This is a genomic window from Candidatus Accumulibacter similis, assembly GCA_013347225.1.
Lineage (GTDB): Bacteria > Pseudomonadota > Gammaproteobacteria > Burkholderiales > Rhodocyclaceae > Accumulibacter > Accumulibacter similis.
Genome location: CP054595.1, coordinates 852371 through 872136 on the forward strand (window position 1 = coordinate 852371; position 19766 = coordinate 872136).

The 19766-nt window shown below is 65.5% G+C and carries 24 protein-coding genes; 11 read left to right on the plus strand and 13 right to left on the minus strand.

The window, feature by feature from the left end:
- Positions 1-16: 16 nt before the first annotated feature.
- Genes HT579_03765 through HT579_03775 form a run of 3 tightly spaced genes read right to left on the minus strand, consistent with a single transcriptional unit; the run spans position 17 to position 1380 of the window.
- Positions 17-763 (minus strand): hypothetical protein, encoded by a 747-nt coding sequence (locus HT579_03765; protein QKS28133.1) that lies wholly within the window; start codon positions 761-763, stop codon positions 17-19.
- Complete coding sequence (locus HT579_03770; protein ID QKS28134.1) at positions 760-933, minus strand: hypothetical protein; 174 nt, start codon at positions 931-933, stop codon at positions 760-762. The genes HT579_03765 and HT579_03770 overlap by 4 nt, the downstream gene beginning before the upstream one ends.
- Before the next feature lie 3 nt (positions 934-936).
- Positions 937-1380, minus strand: a complete 444-nt coding sequence (locus tag HT579_03775; protein QKS28135.1) for a hypothetical protein — start codon at positions 1378-1380, stop codon at positions 937-939.
- A gap of 47 nt (positions 1381-1427) precedes the next feature.
- Between HT579_03775 and HT579_03780 the strand changes: the two genes are divergently transcribed.
- Complete coding sequence (locus tag HT579_03780; protein QKS28136.1) at positions 1428-2033, plus strand: plasmid pRiA4b ORF-3 family protein; 606 nt, start codon at positions 1428-1430, stop codon at positions 2031-2033.
- Here HT579_03780 and HT579_03785 read toward each other — a convergent pair.
- From HT579_03785 to HT579_03820, 8 genes are read right to left on the minus strand one after another with little or no spacing between them, the layout of a single operon-like run.
- Complete coding sequence (locus HT579_03785; protein QKS28137.1) at positions 2026-2310, minus strand: hypothetical protein; 285 nt, start codon at positions 2308-2310, stop codon at positions 2026-2028. The genes HT579_03780 and HT579_03785 overlap by 8 nt on opposite strands.
- 8 nt (positions 2311-2318) lie before the next feature.
- Positions 2319-3323: a major capsid protein gene (locus HT579_03790; protein QKS31485.1), complete on the minus strand. Its 1005-nt coding sequence runs from the start codon at positions 3321-3323 to the stop codon at positions 2319-2321.
- A 17-nt stretch (positions 3324-3340) separates the two neighbouring features.
- Positions 3341-3718 carry a head decoration protein gene (locus HT579_03795; GenBank protein QKS28138.1) on the minus strand — a complete coding sequence of 126 codons (378 nt, stop codon included), beginning with the start codon at positions 3716-3718 and terminating at the stop codon, positions 3341-3343.
- 3 nt (positions 3719-3721) lie between these two features.
- On the minus strand, positions 3722-4981 hold the full coding sequence (locus HT579_03800) for a S49 family peptidase (protein ID QKS28139.1): 1260 nt from the start codon (positions 4979-4981) through the stop codon (positions 3722-3724).
- Between the two features lies 1 nt (position 4982).
- Positions 4983-6461, minus strand: a complete 1479-nt coding sequence (locus HT579_03805; protein ID QKS28140.1) for a phage portal protein — start codon at positions 6459-6461, stop codon at positions 4983-4985.
- Positions 6461-6667 carry a hypothetical protein gene (locus HT579_03810; GenBank protein ID QKS28141.1) on the minus strand — a complete coding sequence of 69 codons (207 nt, stop codon included), beginning with the start codon at positions 6665-6667 and terminating at the stop codon, positions 6461-6463. Before HT579_03810 ends, HT579_03805 begins: the two co-directional genes overlap by 1 nt.
- Before the next feature lie 11 nt (positions 6668-6678).
- Positions 6679-8643, minus strand: coding sequence for a phage terminase large subunit family protein (locus HT579_03815; protein QKS28142.1), 1965 nt, complete (start codon positions 8641-8643; stop codon positions 6679-6681).
- Positions 8643-9173, minus strand: a complete 531-nt coding sequence (locus HT579_03820; protein QKS28143.1) for an elements of external origin — start codon at positions 9171-9173, stop codon at positions 8643-8645. Before HT579_03820 ends, HT579_03815 begins: the two co-directional genes overlap by 1 nt.
- Positions 9174-9278: 105 nt before the next feature.
- Between HT579_03820 and HT579_03825 the strand changes: the two genes are divergently transcribed.
- The 10 genes from HT579_03825 (at position 9279) to HT579_03870 (ending at position 16678) form a co-directional block, all read left to right on the plus strand.
- On the plus strand, positions 9279-10268 hold the full coding sequence (locus HT579_03825) for a DUF932 domain-containing protein (GenBank protein QKS28144.1): 990 nt from the start codon (positions 9279-9281) through the stop codon (positions 10266-10268).
- Positions 10269-10362: 94 nt separating this feature from the next.
- The gene (locus HT579_03830; GenBank protein QKS31486.1) at positions 10363-10911 is read left to right on the plus strand and encodes a DUF3489 domain-containing protein; all 549 of its coding nucleotides are present in this window, start codon (positions 10363-10365) and stop codon (positions 10909-10911) included.
- A gap of 117 nt (positions 10912-11028) precedes the next feature.
- A complete protein-coding gene (locus HT579_03835; GenBank protein QKS28145.1) occupies positions 11029-11241 on the plus strand; it encodes a hypothetical protein in 213 nt (70 codons plus the stop codon).
- Positions 11242-11290: 49 nt separating this feature from the next.
- On the plus strand, positions 11291-11563 hold the full coding sequence (locus HT579_03840) for a hypothetical protein (GenBank protein ID QKS28146.1): 273 nt from the start codon (positions 11291-11293) through the stop codon (positions 11561-11563).
- A gap of 22 nt (positions 11564-11585) precedes the next feature.
- Positions 11586-11963, plus strand: coding sequence for a hypothetical protein (locus HT579_03845; GenBank protein QKS28147.1), 378 nt, complete (start codon positions 11586-11588; stop codon positions 11961-11963).
- Between the two features lie 202 nt (positions 11964-12165).
- On the plus strand, positions 12166-12429 hold the full coding sequence (locus HT579_03850; protein ID QKS28148.1) for a hypothetical protein: 264 nt from the start codon (positions 12166-12168) through the stop codon (positions 12427-12429).
- Between the two features lie 95 nt (positions 12430-12524).
- On the plus strand, positions 12525-12887 hold the full coding sequence (locus tag HT579_03855; protein QKS31487.1) for a hypothetical protein: 363 nt from the start codon (positions 12525-12527) through the stop codon (positions 12885-12887).
- Positions 12888-13846: 959 nt separating this feature from the next.
- Complete coding sequence (locus HT579_03860) at positions 13847-14548, plus strand: hypothetical protein (protein ID QKS28149.1); 702 nt, start codon at positions 13847-13849, stop codon at positions 14546-14548.
- A gap of 20 nt (positions 14549-14568) precedes the next feature.
- Positions 14569-15384: an abortive infection family protein gene (locus tag HT579_03865; GenBank protein QKS28150.1), complete on the plus strand. Its 816-nt coding sequence runs from the start codon at positions 14569-14571 to the stop codon at positions 15382-15384.
- Between the two features lie 49 nt (positions 15385-15433).
- Positions 15434-16678 (plus strand): hypothetical protein, encoded by a 1245-nt coding sequence (locus HT579_03870; protein QKS28151.1) that lies wholly within the window; start codon positions 15434-15436, stop codon positions 16676-16678.
- A 288-nt stretch (positions 16679-16966) separates the two neighbouring features.
- On the opposite strand, the gene HT579_03875 is transcribed toward HT579_03870, so the two are convergent.
- Together HT579_03875 and HT579_03880 are read right to left on the minus strand one after the other, a co-directional pair.
- Complete coding sequence (locus HT579_03875) at positions 16967-18205, minus strand: site-specific DNA-methyltransferase (GenBank protein QKS28152.1); 1239 nt, start codon at positions 18203-18205, stop codon at positions 16967-16969.
- Positions 18202-19608 (minus strand): DNA modification methylase, encoded by a 1407-nt coding sequence (locus tag HT579_03880; protein ID QKS31488.1) that lies wholly within the window; start codon positions 19606-19608, stop codon positions 18202-18204. The genes HT579_03875 and HT579_03880 overlap by 4 nt, the downstream gene beginning before the upstream one ends.
- Positions 19609-19766 lie beyond the last annotated feature (158 nt).

The following is a 19766-nucleotide window of genomic DNA, read 5'->3' on the forward strand; positions in this document are numbered from 1 at the left end:
ACAGGCGCCGTTCCCATCAGAGGAGCTGGACGAGGCGACCGAACTGACCGAGCGCCGCATCGACCGGCTTGCCCGGATCCGCCAGCAGCGAGCCCTCGAGTTCGAACTGGTTGTACTCGTTCGAGATGAAGGCGATCTCCTTCAGCGGGTCGAAGGCGATGCGGTAGAGTTCGACCAGCGTCTTGGCGTTGCCCTGCGCGGTGTTGATTCCTTCCAGGCGCAGGAAGCGCTCCGGCGCCGGCTGCGTGAAGATGCCGATCTCGGTCACCGCGCCGTAGCTGTAGCTCGCCTTGAACGGCTGCACGAAGCTCGCCAGATTGAGGAACTGGATCGCACCGAAGTCGCCATCGGCCGTGTAGTGGGTGCCGAGCGTGAGCAACGCGCCAGACCCGTCCTTGACGACCAGCGCCGACACTTTGGGATGGGCCAGCGCGTAACGATCGCCGATGACCACTCCGGCCGGCAACGGCTCGTCGGTAACGGTCCCGGTCGGGCTCTGGACAAAGTGGCCGTACAGCGCGAGCGCGAGGTTCTCCTTGGTGAACTCCTCGATGGTCAGCGTCACCGTGGCGGACGTCTGCTTGATCATCCGGTGGTCGAGCGAGCGACTGCCGGATTGGGACTCGTAGTGCTCGATCACCTCGGTCTTGAGGGCGAGCTTCAACTCGGCGACGTTGCCCGGCGTGCGCAGTTCAATGGGGTTGCCGCTGGCGTCGCGCTTGCCGAGATAGACGCGGCCCTGGAAAGAGGCGTAGGTGCTCATTGGGATTTCTCCGCAGGGGAAAGGAGGGCTGGGGTGGGCGTGGTACGCGCCGGGCGAGCGGTTTCCAGAGCGATCAGCCAGCGCGCGAGATCGTCATCGAGCTCGAGGATCGCACCGGGAGCCAGGCCGACGCCGGCGTGGGTGTGGGGTTTCAGGAGTTCAACGTGCATGGGTCATCCTTGGCGCGTGAGGTCATGGAACTGTGTGCGGTAAGTGATCTGGTAGCGGGCCGGCAGGGCCGCGGCGCCGGCATCGGCGTCTTCCACGTCCCACTCGCAGTCGAGTTCGCGCAACCCGAGCGCGAGGCCACCGAGGTTCGCGTTGTGAAACAGCGCCGCATGTGCGGCGACGAGGATCTCGTCAGCCCGTGTTTCCGGAGGAACAGATCGGGCCTCCCGGGCGAGCGCGACGAGTCGCACGACGAGTTGTCGCTCGACCCGGTCGTTCGGTCGCGCGACGATGGTGTCGGACTCGGGGAAGAGCAGCAGCGCCGGAGAGGCCTCGCGCGGCACGCCATGAACCGGCGAACGCAGCAGGGTCGCACCCTGCGCGGTGGCGACCGGCGCCAGAGTGGCCATCAGCGCTTGCAGGATCTGTTCGCGGATCGATTGGGGCATGCGCCAGGGTTCCGTAAAATGAGAGAAACACTGATCAAGGATCTGACGTGGCCACCGCATCGAAGAAACCCGCACGAACCGTCTTCACCCTGAAGATCGAACTCGTCGACAGCCAGCCGCTCATCTGGCGCCGGATCGTGATCAGTGGTCATGCGAGCTTCGCCGTGCTCCACCACGTCATTCAGGCCGCGATGGGCTGGCACGACGCGCACTTGCACGAGTTTCGGGTCGGCGAACAGCGCATCGGCGTCCCGGACCCGGAGTACGACAACCCCGACCGGCCCACCGCGATCGAGAAGAACGTCCGCCTCAATCGCCTGCTCGGCACCGGCAGTACCTTCACCTATCTCTACGACTTTGGTGATAGCTGGGAGCATCGCCTGAACGTCGAGCAGGTGAAGGATGCCGGCGATCGTCATGGCGATGGATGGATCGCCCGGGTCGAGAGCGGAGAGCGCGCGTGCCCACCGGAAGATGCCGGCGGCATCGAAGCGTACCAGGACTTTCTGGCACGCTGGGAGCACGACCCCTACGGCGAAGAGACCGAAGGCCTGCGCACTTGGGCCGGGCTCGACTTCGATCCCGCGCGCTTCGACCGTCTGGCGGCGAATGCGGCCATCGACCGCATGTTCTGGAACCGCTGGGTCAAGTGATCCGGGTGAGTGTGGCGCGGCACTCCGAGCCATCGCCGACTTGCCGCACCTCGCGAACCCGGTAACGCTGGCCCTGGATCGTCAGTTGATCGCCGTTCGCGGGCGCCAAACGCTGCGCCGGATAGCGGATGGTGTAGCCGCGGCTGACGCCGAGACCGTCGAGCACGTCCTCGTCGGGCGCGCGGAAGTCGACCCAGACGACCATACCCGCACACTCCGCCGCGGTGAGGAGACCAGCTTGCGCCGCGGCGTCGTAGAGATCCGCGATGGTCGCCATGGCGAGGGTCACTGCATGACGAGTTTCACGAGCACCCCGGGCCGGTGACACATTGGCAGCGGGTTCGACTGCGTGTGCAGGTCGGTGCCACGGTCGAACTTCCGCGGTTCCTGCTTGGCGTACAGCGGCTGCCCCAGGGTGTTCACCGTCTCGTTGAAGTCGGCTGGCGCGACGTAGGTGCCGAAGGTGTCCACCGTGCCCTGCGGGAAGCAATGACCTTCGCCGGCCTCGATGAAGCGACGGGAAACACCGCTGGCGTCGGTCGCCTGACCACGGTACTCCTCGAAGGTCAGCCCACCAAAGGTGAATCCCGCGCGCATGTCGTTGATCAGCACCGCGCCCTGCTGCCAGTTCTCGTACGCCTTCTCGACCTTCGGATGGCCGGTCAGCTTCTCGAAGAACTCCGGCGAGACGAGACAGTGGATGCTGCTCATGAACTCGCCCAGCAGGTGGTCCTCGACGTGACGCAGCACCTCGGCACACTTCGCCTTGACGTTCGTCGTGTCGACGTTCAGCGCGAAGTTCACGGTCTTCGGCGTGATGGCGAACTCATCGAAGAGATCGACCAGCGTCGACCCATCGGCGTCCAGGATCACGCCTTTGAGCGCTCCCATGCGCAGGTGCTCCAGCGTGATCGCGTGCTTGTTGCGCATCGTCTCCAGATGCCGGGCCATCACGCCGGCGATCGTCTCGACCTCGGACTCACTGCCGAAGGCCCGCACGCCCTGGACTTCCTCCGGCAGCACCACATCGTCGTGCGGGATGTGCGGCACGACGAACGGGCGCAGCGTGCGCTTCCCGCGGCGCCCGACGGTCCCGGGCGACCCCGGCGGCAGCGTCGGCAGCAGGTTCAGCACGCCATTGCGCTCCTCGACGATGAGTTGGCGCTGGCGCACCGGCTTGATCGGGAACAGGTTGAGCGCTTCCAGGCGCCCGTAGCGGTTCGGCAGCAGGTTGATCGCCACCGTCAACGCGGCCATCGAGAAGGCCGGCGTGTGAAAGGGATTGTTCATCGGCATGGCAGTTTCCTTCAGACGGAGGGACGAGCCAGGATCCCCAGGCTCTTCAGGGTGGCGAGCGCGGCGTTCTTCTCCGCAGGTGTGATGCCGAACGGCCAGACCAGCGCGGTGTCGGCCACGACCGCGTGCCGGGCGACGATCAGGCCGTCGGGACGATCGGCGAGACGCGCGTCGACCGCCCCCAGCAGGACGCCGGTCGGCAGCTCGGTCCCGTCGCTGGCGGACGGATCGAGTGCCTTGACCTGGCCGGTCGCGGTCACCGACCCGACGACAGCACCCAGAGCCAGGTTCTGGCCCGCGGAGACGGTCACGCGATCACGCGAGTAGAGATTGGGCGCCTCGTACTTCAGGAGGTCGCCGAGGTTGTTGGCTTCGGTGAGGGCGGGCATGGATCAGTCCTTTCCGGTGAGTTTCTTGACCGCCTGGATCAGCGGGTTGTGGTCGGGATGGGCTTCGCGAGCCGGGGCATCCGGAGCGAGGCGCGAGTCGATTTCGAGACCCTCGGCGCGTGCCGCCAGGAGCGCGCGGCGCACCTCCGCGGCACTGGCTCCTTGCGCCAGGAAGGTCACGATGCGCTGCGGATAACCTGCCAATTGGCACAGTTCGGCGATCGCCAGGGCCTCGGCGCGCGTAGCGTCGATGGCCGACTGGACGGCGGCGGCGTCGGGCGTCTCTCGCGTGTCGGGGGACGTGGTGGGTGCGGCTGGTGCCGCGGGCTGCTGCGGGACGTCTGGGGTGATGCGGTCGGTCATGGTGGAAACCTCCTGGGAGAGAAGGGAAGAAGCAAGGAGCGATCGGCCGGCCGTGAGCGAGCGCCCCGGCGAACGACGAGCAGCCAGAAACACGCCGAAGTCGGTGACCGCCTCGTCGAAGCTGCCCTGGCCGTCGGCCAGACCGGCGTTCAGCGCTTCGGGACCGAAGTACAGTCCGGCCTGGGTGGCGCGCACGACGGCCGCATCGAGGTCACGCATCGTCGCGACGTGATCGATGAAGATCCCGTACAGCCGGTCGACTTCGGTCTGCAGTCGGCCATGCGCGGCCGGGTGAAGCGGTTCGTGCGGCGAGAAGTCGTTCTTCTGCTCGCCGGCGGTGATCGCCGTGTAGCGGTAGCCCTGCTGGGCATCGCGCGCCGATTGGTCGACGTGCAGCGCGATGACGCCGATCGAGCCGACGCCGCCGGTCTGGGTGACGTACACCCGGGAGGCGGCCGAGGCGAGGACGTAGGCCCCCGAGAAGGCCGAGTCGGCGGCGATCGCCCAGACCGGCTTGACGGCGTTCGCCGAGCAGATTCGTTGCCCGAGCTCGAAGACCCCACCCGCCTCGCCGCCGGGAGAGTCGACGTCGAGCAGGATGCCGGTCACCTCGGGGTTGGCCACCGCGGCGTCCAGGAGCGACCCAATCTCACCGTAGGACGTCAGGCCCGAGGCGGCTTCGAGCCCCAGCGTCCGGCGCACCAGCGTGCCATAGACCGGAATCACGGCAATGCCGGGCGGCGCGTCGGGCGCTACTCGCGGCGAAGGGAGTGCGACGGCTGCGTGCGGTTCGGGCCAACCGATGCGCGCTCCGAGCACGGCGAGCAGGACGTCGAGCTTGGCCTGAGCGAGCAAGAGCGGCGTCCCATAGAGACGGGACGCCAGGTGTACGAGCGGCATGTCAGGATTCCTGTGGATCGGGTGGCGGCGCCGGAGCCACCGCCGGCTCGTTCTGGTTGTCGTAGCGCGGGTCGCTGTCGAACCGCAGTCCCAGCGCATCCGCCCGGGCGTTGTCGGCGGCAATCTCGCGGTCGATGTCCTCGGCGTCGTAACCAAACGACGAGATTGCTTCCGAGCGGCTCGTGAGCCCCGCCCGGATGGCGAGCTTCAGGGCGTTGAACTCTTTCTGCGGATCGACCCACTGCCAGCCTTGCGGGATCCACTTCGCCGTGAGGTAGGGGCGCGGCTCCCGGGCAAACCCCGGCGCGTCGATTCGCCCGGCCAACACCGCCTGCTCCAGCCACGCGCGCCACACCGGCCGGCAGAGCTGGTGCACGATCACGCCGTGCTGCAGCATCTCGCATCGCCGGCGGAATTCGAGGAGGCCGGCGCGGATGCTGGAGTAGTTCACCCCGGTGAGATCGCCGGTCAGTTGCTCGTAGGTGATGCCGATCGCGGCGGCCACCGCGCGGAACTGATTGCGCAGGAACTCACTGTAGCTGCCGCCGAGGTCGGCCGGGTCGGAGAACTTGATGTCTTCGCCGGGCTCGAGGATCTGCAGCGTGCCGGGTTCGAGCCCGGCGAGCGCCACACCGGCGGCGTCGGCCAGGCCTTCGCCCATCAGGTTGTCTTCGGGACTCTGGCGCGTGATGAAGCCGGCGAACATCGCGGCCGTCTTCTTGCGCACCAGTTCGGCGTCGTCGTACTGGTCGAGTTCGTGGAGCTTGACCAGCGCCCGTGCGAGCCAGGGCTCGCCGCGGATCTGGCCGGGTCGCAGCGGCCGGTAGAGATGGATGATCTCGCCGGCCGGCACGCGCACGGTGTCGAGTCCACCGGCACCCGACATCGGCGACAGCGCTCCGTCTTCGGGGTGCGAACGGTACAGGTGGTACGCCACCCGCTGCCCAAGCCGATTGAACTCGATGCCGGCGCGCACGACGTTACCGCTCTCGGCGACGGTGTTGAGCGTGACTGGCAGATGCTCCGGTTCGAGCACCTGCAGCTGGAGCGGGACCACCAGGCCGTCCTCGATGCGGCGGTAGCGCAGACGGAGCAGCGCTTCACCGCCTTCGAGCATCGCCCGGCAGGCGAGCGCCTGCAGGCCGTAGAAATCGGTGAGTCCGGCGGCGTCGGCCTCTTCGGTCCAGTCCCGGAAGAGTGCCTGCAAGCGCTCGCGCAGAACAACGTCGGTGACCATCGACTGCGGCTTGATGCCGGTGCCGATGGCGTTGGCGACGAAGGCATCCAGCGCCGCCGCGGCCCAGGGATTGCGGCGCACGAGATCGCGACTCTTGGCGCGCAGTTCCGTCTGCGTCGACAGCAGGGCGGCAATCGCCCCCGGGTTGCCGGGCATCCAGGCGAGCGTGCGCCGCCCGCTGCCGGTGCCGTCGTAGATCGGCAGGCTCGCGAAGCTGGCCTTGATCCGCGTCCAGAAGCTCATCAGAAACCCTTGTCGGTGGTCACGCGGATCTGGCGCGTGCGCCGTGCGCCGGCCGCGCGGGCGAGAGACGCCTCGACCTCGCGGATCGCCGCCTGGATCTCGTCGACACTGCGGTACTCGACGGTCTTGTCGCCAAAGCTCACGCGCTTCTCGCCGGTCGCCAGCGCCTTCTGCAGCGCGAGCAGTTGTTCGTTGCTGTAGGGCATGCTTGGGGATCTCAATTGAGCCAGCGGCTGCGGATGACGCGCCGGGTGGTCCGTCGGGTCCCAGAAGCGGCGAGGCCACCGCTGGGGGTGGCCTCGGGGTCCGGGGTCGGCAGAGTACTGCGCGGTTCGTCGGGCGGCGCGAGACCCAGCTGTCGTTCGAGTTCGCGCCAGTGCCGTTCTTCGAAGCGGTCGAGACCGGCGGCGGCAGCGGCGGCGCGCGCGTAAACCAGGGCATCCAAACCATCGTTCCGCTCGCGCATCTTCTGCCACTCGCGCACCGCAAAGCCTCTGCGGTCGCGACGGGTGACCAGCTGCTCGGCACAGAGCTGCTGCAAGTACTCGGCGTCGACCTTCGGCAGATGGACGTAGCCCGCGGGGTAGCGCACGGTGCTCCCGTCTTCGGAGACCTCCGGCGTCTTCTTCAGGTTGTTGTACAGCTCCAGCTTCGCGATGCCGCCAACGACCGAGAACAGCTTGATGCCGCGACGCAGCCGCTTGCCACCCAGCGACACTTCCACCGCCGTCGGTGTGCCGATCAGGGCCGCGCCACGGGCGATACCCTTGACCGCCATCAGTCGCGGATCGTGGCAGGCGCGGACGAAGGCATACGCTTCCTGCGTCGCGAAGCCGGTGTCCAGCGCGAATCGGGCGAGCGGCACCTGCGCGCCCGAGGCGTGCGTCCAGGTTTCGTTGATCAGTGCGCCGAGCTGTTTCCAGACGGTGTCGCGGGCGGTGTCGCCCATCAGCACGCGGTGCTCGACGAGCCACGACTCCTTGCCGCGGCCGAAGGACCAGATCGACGCTTCGATGCGATCCTTCTGCACGTCGGCGCCACCCACCAGCAGCAGGCCGCCGGCGGGGATGCGGCCGATCGGGTAGTCCTCCCGACGCTCCAGCAACCGCTGCCAGTCCGGCGCTTCGCCTTCCTCGACCCAGGTCTCGCCGAGTTCGGTGTTCTTGAACGTCTTGATCGCTGCCGAGGAACCGGACTCCTGGCGCACCGCACTCTCCCAGGCGGCGGCGATCTCCCGCCAGCTGCGCCAGCCGATCGGGCTGTACAGACTGGAGAGGTGAAAACCGGCGGTCTTGCCGCTCGCGGGTGCCAGCGCCCGCCACTCGCCTTGCTCCAGCATGCGCGCCTTGTGATGCTCGGCGATGGGTTGTTCGCAGGACTCGCAGACGTAGGCCGCGGTCTCCGGCCGGCCCTTCTCCCAGCGCAGTTGCTCGAAGCGCAACCATTGGCGATGACCGCAGTGCGGGCACGGCAGGAAGTAGCGCCGCTGGTCGCTGGCTTCATACTCGCGTTCGATCGCGCTCGCCCCGGCGATCGTCGGCGTCGAGACGATGAAGATCTTGCGGCGCGCAAAGGTGCGGGTACGGGCTTCGGCCAACGAGATGGCATCGCCCTCGCCGTCGACGTCGGTCGGATAGCCATCGACCTCGTCGAGAAAGAGGTAGCGGACCGGCATCGAGCGCAGCCCGACCGCACTGTTGGCGCCGGTCATCACCAGCACGCCACCGCGGAATTCCTTCGCCAGGATCGTGTTGCCGGCATCGCGGCTGCGGGCTGGCGCGATCCGCTCGGCCAGGACCGGCGATTCCTCGATCAGCGGGTCGATACGCTGCTTCGAGTTGCGCTTCGCCATATCGACGGTCGGCGAGACGGCCATCATCGGACCGGGCGCGTGGTGGATCACGTAGCCGATCCAGTTGTTGCCCATCTCCGTCGCGCCCAGCTGTGCGCCCTTCATGAAGACGATCCGCTCGACCGGCGAGGTCGGCGACAGGCAGTCCATGATCGCCTTCAGATACGGCGTGCGGCTCGTGCGCCAGCGGCCTGGTTCCGCCGAGGCCTTGCTGGAGAGCATCCGGTGGCGGTCGGCCCACTCGGACACGGTGAGCAGCGGGTCGGGCATCAAGCCTTCGCGCCAGACTCGCTCGATGTCGAGTGCGCCGTCGTAGTCCCATTCAACCATCAGTCCACCCGCGGACGAAGTTCGCCCAGCTCCTGCAAGTGCTGGCGCACCGCGCCGTCGAGCGCGATGTGCAGGTCGTGGGGATCGACCCCGAGCTGCGAGGCCATCTGCGCCGAGACGCGCGCCGGCCAGTTGAGCCAGGCATCGCGCTCGGCCCGTGCCAGCTTGAAGACTTGGGCGAGGGCCTGCGCGCGGTCGATCAGGTCGCCCTTGAGTTGCGCCAGCCGCACCTTGTTGGTCTGCGCCTTGACGACCTCGTTGACGGTTCGTGCCTGGAGCAGCGACGTGCCGCCCGCGGCGAACGTCGGCGTCGCTGCTTCGCTTGCGGGTTCCCGCACGGCGACCGTCTCGGCCCGTCGCGTCGTGCCCGCGCGGGGCGTCTCCGAATTCCTCGCCCAATCCCGGTCGGCGCGGTCGGGATCGACGGTGCCGTCGGCCTCCGGCGTGATCCGCCCGGCGCGGATGGCCTTGTGGACGGCCGTGTCCGAAACCCCACGGTGCCGGGCGTAGGCGCGAATCGACAGCCCCATGATCGTCCTCAAGCCGTGCCGCGGTGCTCCATCAGAAAACGCTTGGCTTCTGTTTCGAACAGCGCGTTCATGTGTTCGTCATCAACCACCGCCGAGGAGAACACCATGGCACACCAAATCGACTTCACCACCGGCCAGGCCGCCATCGCCTACGCGACCGGATCCGAAACCCCCTGGCATGGCCTGGGACAGACCGTGGACCCGCATGCCCCGGTCGAGGTCTGGCAGAAGGCCGCCCAGCTCGAATGGCAGGCGCTGCGCGCCGAAGTCCAGTTCGACAGCAGCGTCTCCGGTGGCCGCGAGACCTACACCGACAAGCACGTGCTGTACCGCAGCGACTGCGGCGCACCCTTGTCGGTGGTCTCGTCGGACTACCGGGTGGTCCAGCCCGCGGACATCCTCCACTTCTTCGGCGAACTGGCGGCAGCCAGGCAGTTCAGCATCGAGACGGTCGGCGCGCTGATGGCGGGGCGGCGCATCTGGGCGCTGGGCCGCGTCGGCGACAACGCCCGCATCCTCGACGACGAGGTCGCGCCCTACCTGCTGCTCGCCACCTCCTACGACGGTACGATGGCCACCGTCGCCCGCTTCACGACGGTCCGGGTGGTCTGCAACAACACGCTGCAGGCCTGCCTGCGCAACGCCTCGTCGCAGAGGCAGGTAACCATCTCGCACCAGGCGATCTTCGATCCCAAGGAAGTCCGCGCCGACCTGGGGATCGCCCTCAACGCCTGGGAGGAGTTCCAGCACAAGGCCGGGCTGATGGCCCAGCGGAAACTGAGCACCCTCGAGACCGACGCCTGGTTGCTGGATCTCTTCCAACCCTTCATGCCCTACGGCCAGACCTACTCGCCCGAACAGGTCCGGAAGTCGAAGGGCTACCGCCGCATCCTCGACCTCTTCGCCGGCGAGATGATCGGCGGCGCCCAGGACGCCACGGACCGGACCCTTTGGGGACTGCTCAACGCCACGACCGAGTACATCGACCACGAGAAGGGCCGCATGCAGGACAACCGCCTGAACGCTGCCTGGTTTGGCCCGGGCGCCCGGTTCAAGGATCATGCCTTTGCCCTGGCCGAGAAGCTGGTGGCGTAGACGACAGCCGATGGAAGCCAAGCAGAAACCGCTTGGCTTCCCCCGCGCACAGCGTGTTCATACGCATGTCATCAACCACATCGAGGAGCCCGACATGAGCACCCTGACCCCGACCCAGATCGAAGTCCTCACCGCTGCCGCCGACCGAGCCGATGGCCGCGTTCATCCCCTGCCGGCGCGGCTGCCCAGCGGCGCCCAAAAGAAGGTCCTCGCCAGTCTCTTGAGCCGTCACCTGATCTTCGAGACGGCGGTCGGCGACGAGATCGTGTATCGGCTGACCGCCGACGGCTGCGCCGCCGTGGGGCGTGAGTGCGCGCTGCCGGAGTCCATCACCCCGGACGCCGAGATCGATGCGGCGGTGGCGGCCATCGAGGCCGAGTGGGGACCAGACCAGGCGCCGCCGGATCCGCAGCCGGACGTCGTCGAGCGCCGGCCGCGAACCCGGGAGAACAGCAAGCAAGCCGCCGTGATCGCCATGCTCCAGCGGCCCGAGGGGGCGACGGTTGCGCAAATTTGCGCATCCACCGGATGGCTGGGTCACACCGTTCGGGGTTGCCTGGCAGGCGCACTGAAGAAGAAACTCGGGCTGACCATCACGTCCGAGAAGGTCCCTGGTGGCGACCGTACCTATCGAATCGGGTAGTGCCCGCCTGGGTGGTTGGAGGGATCCCGCCACCCCAAGAAACATGGAGAATCCGCTTGGCTTCGGCAGCAGACAGCGCGTTCATAAGATCGTCATCAACGCCACCAGGAGCCCGACATGAACACCCTCAGCGCCGAAACCATCCGCCGCCTGATGCGGCAAAATCGCAAGACGATTCGGGGTATCGCTCAGGAGTGGAACCTCACCATGAAGCGCGTACGCGACGTCCGCAACCACGGAGTCACCGGCGAGCACTTCGTGCGCGACTGGCTCGACATCCTGACCGGCGAGGGTCCAGAAGATCAATCTTCTGCTTGGCTTCCGGAGTGAACAGCGCGTTCATGTGCTCGTCATCCACCACGCCATCCGGAGCAGCGCCATGACCCCGACCCAAGCCAAGAACCTCGACACCCTCGGCAACCAGCTCGCCACCGCTGCCCTGACGACCCTGATCCGGCTGTGCCCGGAGATCCGGACCGCCGGTGACGAGATCCGCGAAGCCGTCTGCGCGGCGATGCGCGCGAAGTCCAAACCAGCCATCGACGAGTTGCTCGAAGACGGCCAGGCCTGCCCCTGGATGGCCGAGACGATCTTCGCCAGTGCGGTCATGACCCTGGTCAACGCCGGCATCAAGATCCTGCGCGGCAACTGACACGATCGACCCGGAGCCCAGCATGAGCATCAGCATCGTCATCAACGCGCAACCCGACACCTGCCTCAACTACTCGAACCGCAATGCAGCAATCGTGCTGGGTACGCTGGGCATCGACACCTCCGAGGGCTATGGCGAGATCGCCTTCGTCGATTTGCCGCGGCTGCGCCAACGGATGCTGCGGGCCCTGCATCAGGCCGGTGCATTCCGGACGGTCGCGCCGACCGACGAGCGCGGCCCCACCCGTATCGTCGAGATCGACGGCCGGCCGACCATCCGGCCGGGCGTGCGAGTCATCGATCCCGGCATCGACCAAGAAGGCGTCATCCGACGCCTGCGCGAGGTCTTTCACCTGCTGGCCGTTGCACACGAGTTGCGCTCTGGTGTCACGTGGTGCTGAATACGCGTCGCCAAGCACCGGTCGCCCGCGAGCCGAGAACGCTACACCGCGCGACGGTGCAAGCCGCAGGGCCAACCCTGACGCGGCGGCACCAAACAGGCTCCAGGTGGCCCCGAAGAAGATTGAGAATTCGCTTGGCTTACCGCTCGAACAGCGCGTTCATACAGTTGTCATCAACGCAGTACCCACCAGGAGACGCCCCATGAACCCAGCAGACTACATCGCCAACCTTGCCAAGACTCAGGGCCGTGAGTCCTTGGCCAACGCCCGCGCCACGATGGAGCGCGCCCTCGCCGAACTCGACCACTACATCGCGCGCTACGAGGAAGTCGAGGACCTGAAGGACAAAGCCAACGTGCTCAACTGGACCCTGAACCACCTGGCGACCTACGTCGCCGGCAACGTGCGCCTCGACCTGATCGCCGGAGCACAAGCCGAGCTCATGCGGGTCGACGCCAGGCGATGACATTCAGCGGGCAGGATGCCAAGATGGAGCTTGGCTTCCTGCTCGAAGAGCGCGTTCATACGGGTGTCGCCACCACCCACCGCAAGGAGACCCCCATGACGACCCAAAGCATCCCTGCCAGCCACAACGATACTTGGGGCTTCACCGGCACCCTGGAAGACCAGGGCGAAGCCGCCTGGCCCATCGCCATGACCACCATCGCCGCAGCGACCGGCCAGTCACTCGAATCGGTCCGCGCGTTTCTCGACAGCCGCCATGGCCGCCATTTTGCCGACGACGTCCTCAACGAGCGGGCCAAGGGCAAGGACCTCGAGCAAGCGATCTACGCCGCCGTAGCGCGCTGGATGGTCTGGACCATCGGTCGCCAGACCTCCCGCGACTATGGCATCCCCTGCGGCCTGCCGTACTTGACCGGGTTCGTGGTGCACTGCGAGATCGCCGAAGAGTTGGTCGCCTGACCTGCTCGAACGTGCCAGGCTGCGAAGGCTATGCGCATATTACGCGGTCGTTCGGTGAGGGCCTGCGAGGTATCACTGTCGGCCATGAGCACGCGGCGGCGAGGTCTCTCCAAAGCCGACGTTGACCCGGGGGCGACCAGGCGTAAGCAGCCATTCGGTTGGCGATGACAATTTTCTCGCCTGATCGACCGCTACTGCGAGAAGCGGCCAGTGGGTGTAGGATGGCGTCGTCTGCATTCGGCCAGAAGCTGACGTGCCGGCGGCGAAACGTGATCCCGCGCGAACGGAGGGTAACTGATCTTGAACCGGACGTCCCGTTGTTTGCGGACTCTGACAGTTGTTCGGCTATTGCTGCCATCGGGGATAGCGGTCCATTTCAGTCACCGATGCGTCCGCAAACCGTCCGTCAAAGGCCGAATGGGCTTGGGCAATAGAGTCGAAACTCGATGTCCGCCGAGGGCGCGCCGCTGCCGAGTGCCCGTCTGAGTGTGAGGAGTCGTCACCCGGATTGGCCGGGATAGGCGTGGTCAGCCCGGCCTGCTGGCGAGTGAAGGCGAGTGGGCGCGCCCCCTCAACCCCCTGAGCACAGCGAGCACATGGAGCACTCGGAGTACTAGGAGCACATTGATCACAGTGCCCTCGCCCGGCAACCCGCATGAACGCTTGACTTCCGTTCTACCGTCGTTGGCGATAGTGCGGACTCAGTATCCGAGTTGCGCCAAAACTTAGCAGTGAAGAATATGATTGGCGGCGCCCCTACGAACCCAGAAACAGGTTGTTGAAACGTAATGCTTTGATTATTGGCATTTTTAAGGCACAGTGGCTAGGCCCGAACGCACCGCTGACCGAGAGCCTCCAAAACGCTCGCCAGCCAGCCTCCAAGCCTGGGATGTGCGTACTGCGACCGGAGTCGGCTAGCTCCGGTCGCAGGGCACTTTGCGACAGAAAGGGAGTTGGACATGGTCACCAAGATGAATGCCGTACCCGCAAGAGAAGCGGCTCCGGTTAAGACGGCGGCAGCCGCCGCGACGCGAGCAAAGTCTGCCCTGAATTCAGTTGGCAAGTCCTCCCCAACTGCGGCGACGGGAAGGCCCGATGTGCCCGTCGGGATTGGGATGCTGAACGACAAGCAGGCGCGGGCGCGGCGCAACGGCGCGATTGAGAGCAATCTGAAGATGCGAGCGCATCTGTGGCCCGATCTCGACGAGAAGCGCTTGTGGTTACGCACTGACAAGACACGCAAGGGCTTCACCACCATGCCTCGCACGATGGCGTTGATCATCAACCTGATTGACGACATTTCAAAACAGGTGACCAACGGCAAGGCGGTCCCTGCGGGCAGAACCTATCTGGTGCTATGGTGCCGGGTCTTTGATGAAGGCTTCGTCAAGATCGACATCGAGGCGGTTGCCGCGATGGAAGCAGGGTACGCCCGGGGGCGCAATGTCGCGACATGGCGGCAACACCTGGCTGTTCTGCGCGATCTCGGCTTCATCGACTGCAAGGACGGGCCTGCGGGGCCGTACCAATACATCCTGCTCTACAACCCCTATCAGGTGATCAGGGCGCTGAACGCCAAGGGGATGATTCAGCAGAATACGTACACGGCATTGTTCCAGCGCGCGATCGAGGTGCGAGCAACGGACCTGACCGAAACTTGAGCACGAGAGTACGTGAAAAGATGTCGAACCTGACTTCCAGTGAGAAGCGAAAACTCGAACGCCTCTTCGGTATGGGGAGCGGCTATGTCCTCGACTTCACCAATCGGACCTTCGCGGAGTTCGTCGAGGAGAGCGTAAGGCGCGACATCAACAACGGGCGCTACGACTATGGCAGCGGATCGAAAGCTAACCGACTGCGCGGCTTCTGGGGCGTCGAAGGCAACAACTTGGTCGGCAAGCTCATCGGCGATCTGATCGAGTACGGCAAGGAAATCGACGCCTTTCAGAATTACGGCGCACTTCCGGAAGAGTGCCTCAAGATCGTTGCCCGCCTCAAGCAGACTTGCGCCGTGGCGGACCTCGATGCGCTCAATGCGACGGCGGATGGCCGTGACTTCGAGGCGGTAGCCGCACACGTGCGCGAAGTCATCGAAAAGAACCAGCCAGAAGCGGGCCTAGATCGTCTGCATACCTACGTCATCAAGTTCGTGCGTACACTCTGCGAAGGAAGCGGCATCACCATCACTCGCGAGAAGCCACTGCATTCCCTCTTCGGCGAGTACGTAAAGCGGCTGCGCGACGACGGTCACCTCGAGTCCGAGATGACCGCCCGCATCCTGAAGTCAGCGATCTCGGTGCTGGAAGCCTTCAACGACGTGAGGAACAACCAAAGCCTCGCGCACGACAACCCAATCCTAAACTACGACGAGAGCTTGCTGATTTTCAGCCACGTCGCTAGCTCAGTTCGGTTCATCCGCACGGTCGAAGACAGGTTAAAAAGGCAACAGCACCGCGAGGAAGCAACTGCCGCCAGTGAGGATGGCATTCCGTTCTGAAGTATCACGAAGGCGCGAGCCGATCGAGTGGAAGACCCGGAGGAAGCACATGTTTGGCAGCATCGACAAGAGCACAGGGCTCCTGTTCGTCACCCACGACCTTGATCATTCGCTTCGCTCTACTATGCAGGAGATGCGGCACGAGGTTGAGTTACTGGACGAGAACCGGCTGCTCAATACAGTCCCAGACGACCTCAAGAAGTACCTCGTCGAGAAGTACAGTGTTACGCCGATCACGCTGCTGCGCGATCAGTGGTACGCGGACTATCAGGATGTGCCGGTAGCCGTCCGTCACGACCAGATGCGTTGGATCAGCGCCCGGAGCCGTCCAGCCACGGTTCCGGGTGAGCGTGTTGACGTGCGAGTCCCGTTCGAGGGCGAGGCTGAGCTGTTCTACGCGAAGGCCAATACCTTCACGATGAACCCGCCGCGCGCCGTCATCGAGAAGAACGAGTTGCTGCTGCGGTTTGAGTCGCCTGCGGACCAGCCGTTCGACGTGCGGCCTCTTGTGGATCGGATGCTCGCCGACATCGAGGAACACCTCGGCTGGCAGCGCCCGATGATCGCGGCGCATAACCTCGCTCTACCGGGCGCTGCGGAGCAGGCGATTCACCAGCGGCGTAGCCGCCTCCTGGCGCAATCGCAGCGGGCTGAGGCGCTTGGAATCCCGATCCGGCGGCGCGCCGACGCGCCGAGGACTTATGCCATGCCAACAGTGCGACGCAAGGCGATGCCAACCCTGCCGCCTGCTACAACAGCGCAGTTCAAACCGGAACCGGCGCTGGCGATGGAGCTGTACGAGCAGGCGCTCAAGATTGTGCAGGACATGGCGCTCGTTATGGAACGTAGTCCCGAAGCCTTCAAGTCGATGAACGAGGAGGCGCTCCGTCAGCACTTCCTCGTGCAGCTCAACGCGCAGTTCGAAGGTAAGGCCACTGGTGAGACCTTCAACATGGGAGGCAAGACTGACATTCTGCTACGCGAGGGCGACCGCAATGTCTTCATCGCGGAATGTAAGTTCTGGAAGGGGCCGAAAGCCTTCGGCGAAGGCATCGACCAGCTCCTAGCCTACGCCACTTGGCGGGACAGCAAGACCGCGATTCTCGTGTTCAACCGGGGCGTCGACACGTCAACCGTGCTGTCAGGAATCGACGGTGTGGCCAAAGGCCACGGCAACTTCAAGCGCACCGTGAACTGGCCGCATGAGAGCGGCTTCAGGTACATCTTCCACAGCAACGGCGACAAGAACCGGGAGCTGACCCTGACCGTTCTGGTGTTCCATGTCCCGAAGTAGCGGAGAAGACGGCGCTGGAATCACTGACCACAGCAACAGTTGCGACAGTGAGTTCGCCGAGCGGGAAAACTACCGTTCAGCTCACGAAATCGCTAACGGCAGCAGTCCGCAACAGAGCTGACGCGTGCGCGCGGCTGGACGAAAGTCGGCTTTGGCCGAGGTGCAGCCGGCGCCCAGGTCACAGTGTCCGTCAACTTGCCGATCAGGAAGCCGACATTGCCCAGGAAAATAGCATCAGGCAGCAAAGGGTCGTTTGCTGCCGGCTCGCACTTCCCTCTGGATGACTGCTTACTCGCCGAACGTCACGCCATCCGACTCTCGGGTGGCTTTCTTTCCACTGTGCTCCTCCCACCGGCGCACGATCGTGTCGACGTACTTCGGATCGAGCTCCATCAGCCGCGCCACGCGCCCCGACTTCTCGGCCGCGATCAACGTCGTGCCTGACCCGGCGAAGCAGTCGAGCACCGTATCGCCCGGCCGGCTGGAATTGCGAATCGCGCGTTCGACGAGTTCGACGGGCTTCGTCGTCGGGTGCAGATCGTTCTTGACCGGCTTCTTGATCTGCCAGACGTCGCCCTGATCTCGATCGCCGCACCAGTGGCGTTTGCTGCCTTCGCGCCAGCCGTAGAGGATCGGCTCGTACTGCCGCTGGTAGTCGGCGCGACCCATCGTGAAGGTGTTCTTGGCCCAGATGATGAACGTCGACCAGTGGCCACCGGCGGCTCGAAACGCCGACTGCAGCGTGTCGAGTTCGCTCGAGGACATCGCGATGTAGACCGCTCCGTCGCAGCGCGCCAGCATCGGCGTCAGGGCGGCGACCAGGAAGGGTTCAAACGCGTCGCCCAAGTTGTCGTTGAGAATCGGACGGTTCTTCCCGCGCAGTCTGTCCTTGGCGCTGTTGGCGTAGTCGACATTGTATGGTGGGTCTTGCCACACCATCGCCACGTGATCGGTGCCGAGCAGCGCCTGGTAGCTCGCCTCCTGCGTGGCGTCCCCGCAGAGCACGCGGTGCTTGCCGCAGATCCAGACATCGCCGAGCCGCGAGACCGGTGTCTCCGGAACCTCGGGCACGGCGTCGTCGTCCGTGTTGCCTTCGGTGCTGGTCTCCTCCCCGGCCAGGATCTCGAGCAACTCGTCGGCAGCGAATCCGGTCAGCGCCAGGTCGAAGTCGTTGCTCTGGAGATCCGCCAACTCGACGCGCAACATCGCGTCGTCCCAGCCGGCGTTCTCGGCGATGCGGTTGTCGGCGATCACCAAAGCTCGACGCTGGGTCGGCGTCAGATGGTCGAGCACGACCACCGGGACCACGTCCAGACCCAGCTTCTGAGCCGCAGCGAGGCGCCCATGTCCGGCGACGATCACGCCATCGCTGCCGGAGAGAATCGGGTTGGTGAAACCAAACTCGGCGATCGATGCGGCGATCTGCGCCACCTGCTGATCGCTGTGCGTCCGGGCATTTCGCGCGTAGGGCAGCAGTTTGGCCGTCGGCCACTGCTCGATCTTGTCGGCCAGCCACGAAACGTTCATGCCGCCTCCTGTTGGAGGGAGAGCCGCTCGGCGGCGACCTCGTCGAAGCTCTGACCGCTCGCCAGCAAGGTCGCCTTCACACCGGGAAAGTTCTGCCGGAAGCGTTCGATCGCCACATCGACGTACTCGGGCGCGATCTCGACCGCTCGGGCGATGCGGCCGGTGCGCTGCGCCGCGAGCACCGTCGTGCCCGAACCGCCGAAGGGGTCGAGGACGATCTCCCCGGGATTCGTGTAGGCTTCGATCACGAACTCCGGCAATGCCACCGGGAACACCGCTGGGTGGTCGATACCCTCGCCGATGGACCCGCGCTGGCGGGTGCAGGCCACGACCGAATCGGGAATCCGGAATGCCTGCGTGGGCTGATTGAAGTGCGTCCACTTGCCAAAGCCACCGTCCTGGTTGCGCAGCCCGTTGTCGGCGGTGCCATCGCTGCGCAGGTGCAACTTCTCGCCGGCGAACTTGCACGGCACCGTCTTGTTGGGCTTCCTGGCCTCGCGGTTGAAGTGGAACAGAAACTCGTGCCGCGGCGCGAGGCGACCGGCCCAGTCACCGGGAACGGTCACGCCCTGATCCCACACGTACCAGCCGAAGAAGCGCCAGCCCTGGCGCGGCATCCAGGTCAGCCAGTCGTCCCAGTAGCGCACCACGCTACCCTCGCGATGCACCAGGCCGAGGTTCACCAGCATCTGCGCCGCCGCCGCCATCACCGTCATCGCCACAGCGAAGACGCCTTGCATCAACCGGTCCCAGTCGGCGATGCCACCCGTCGTGTAGGCGCGCTGGTTGGCGTACGGCGGGCTGGTGACCAAGAGGTTCGCGCGGTCCTCACCCATCAGCGCGCCGACCACCGCAGCATCACTGGCGTCCCCGCAGATCAGACGGTGCTGGCCCAGCGCCCAGATATCACCAGTTCGGCTGACCGGGTGGACGGGCGCATCGGGAACGTCATCCGCGGCGTCGGGCTCATCCGCGGCCGGCTCTTGGTTGCCGTCGCTTGAAACCGCTTCGTCGGCCAGCAGGCGAGCGATCTCACCCTCCTCGAACCCGGTCAGCGACAGATCGAAGTCCGCGAGTTTGAGGTCCTCGAGTTCGAGCGCCAGCAGCGCCTCGTCCCACTGCGCCCAGGAAGCGGATCGGTTGGCCAGCAGGCGAAAGGCCTTGATCTGCGCATCGGTCAGTTCATCGGCCAGGACGACCGGTACCGTCGTCAGCCCAAGTCGGCGCGCCGCCTTGAGTCGCAGGTGCCCATCGACCAGTTCGCCGGTGCTCCTGGCCACCACCGGAATCCGAAACCCGAACTCGGTGATCACCGAGGCCATCTGCTCCACGGCGTGGTCGTTCTGGCGGGGATTGCGGGCGTAGTCGATCAATCGCTCGATCGGCCAGTGCTGGAGCGTCAGTTCGGGTGCGGCCAAGGCTCACCTCGGCAAAAGAAAGCGGCCCGGACGGAGGTCGCGGGCCGCGAGGGTTCGTATCGCAGGAGCAACGAAAAGGCGGCGGACAACCCCTCCTTCTCAGCTCCAGATCAGTGTGGTGATCGGGATGCTTCGGGCATCCC

Excerpts from the sequence above, each read along its gene's own strand:
- HT579_03840 (QKS28146.1), top strand. The coding sequence starts at position 11,291 with ATGACCCCGACCCAAGCCAAGAACCTCGACACCCTCGGCAACCAGCTC.
- HT579_03850 (QKS28148.1), top strand. The coding sequence starts at position 12,166 with ATGAACCCAGCAGACTACATCGCCAACCTTGCCAAGACTCAGGGCCGT.
- HT579_03835 (QKS28145.1), top strand. The coding sequence starts at position 11,029 with ATGAACACCCTCAGCGCCGAAACCATCCGCCGCCTGATGCGGCAAAAT.
- HT579_03795 (QKS28138.1), bottom strand. The coding sequence starts at position 3,718 with ATGCCCGCCCTCACCGAAGCCAACAACCTCGGCGACCTCCTGAAGTAC.
- HT579_03765 (QKS28133.1), bottom strand. The coding sequence starts at position 763 with ATGAGCACCTACGCCTCTTTCCAGGGCCGCGTCTATCTCGGCAAGCGC.
- HT579_03815 (QKS28142.1), bottom strand. The coding sequence starts at position 8,643 with ATGGTTGAATGGGACTACGACGGCGCACTCGACATCGAGCGAGTCTGG.
- HT579_03830 (QKS31486.1), top strand. The coding sequence starts at position 10,363 with ATGAGCACCCTGACCCCGACCCAGATCGAAGTCCTCACCGCTGCCGCC.
- HT579_03785 (QKS28137.1), bottom strand. The coding sequence starts at position 2,310 with ATGGCGACCATCGCGGATCTCTACGACGCCGCGGCGCAAGCTGGTCTC.
- HT579_03855 (QKS31487.1), top strand. The coding sequence starts at position 12,525 with ATGACGACCCAAAGCATCCCTGCCAGCCACAACGATACTTGGGGCTTC.
- HT579_03800 (QKS28139.1), bottom strand. The coding sequence starts at position 4,981 with ATGCCGCTCGTACACCTGGCGTCCCGTCTCTATGGGACGCCGCTCTTG.
- HT579_03865 (QKS28150.1), top strand. The coding sequence starts at position 14,569 with ATGTCGAACCTGACTTCCAGTGAGAAGCGAAAACTCGAACGCCTCTTC.
- HT579_03820 (QKS28143.1), bottom strand. The coding sequence starts at position 9,173 with ATGGGGCTGTCGATTCGCGCCTACGCCCGGCACCGTGGGGTTTCGGAC.
- HT579_03825 (QKS28144.1), top strand. The coding sequence starts at position 9,279 with ATGGCACACCAAATCGACTTCACCACCGGCCAGGCCGCCATCGCCTAC.
- HT579_03775 (QKS28135.1), bottom strand. The coding sequence starts at position 1,380 with ATGCCCCAATCGATCCGCGAACAGATCCTGCAAGCGCTGATGGCCACT.
- HT579_03810 (QKS28141.1), bottom strand. The coding sequence starts at position 6,667 with ATGCCCTACAGCAACGAACAACTGCTCGCGCTGCAGAAGGCGCTGGCG.
- HT579_03870 (QKS28151.1), top strand. The coding sequence starts at position 15,434 with ATGTTTGGCAGCATCGACAAGAGCACAGGGCTCCTGTTCGTCACCCAC.
- HT579_03790 (QKS31485.1), bottom strand. The coding sequence starts at position 3,323 with ATGAACAATCCCTTTCACACGCCGGCCTTCTCGATGGCCGCGTTGACG.
- HT579_03805 (QKS28140.1), bottom strand. The coding sequence starts at position 6,461 with ATGAGCTTCTGGACGCGGATCAAGGCCAGCTTCGCGAGCCTGCCGATC.
- HT579_03770 (QKS28134.1), bottom strand. The coding sequence starts at position 933 with ATGCACGTTGAACTCCTGAAACCCCACACCCACGCCGGCGTCGGCCTG.
- HT579_03845 (QKS28147.1), top strand. The coding sequence starts at position 11,586 with ATGAGCATCAGCATCGTCATCAACGCGCAACCCGACACCTGCCTCAAC.
- HT579_03875 (QKS28152.1), bottom strand. The coding sequence starts at position 18,205 with ATGAACGTTTCGTGGCTGGCCGACAAGATCGAGCAGTGGCCGACGGCC.
- HT579_03860 (QKS28149.1), top strand. The coding sequence starts at position 13,847 with ATGGTCACCAAGATGAATGCCGTACCCGCAAGAGAAGCGGCTCCGGTT.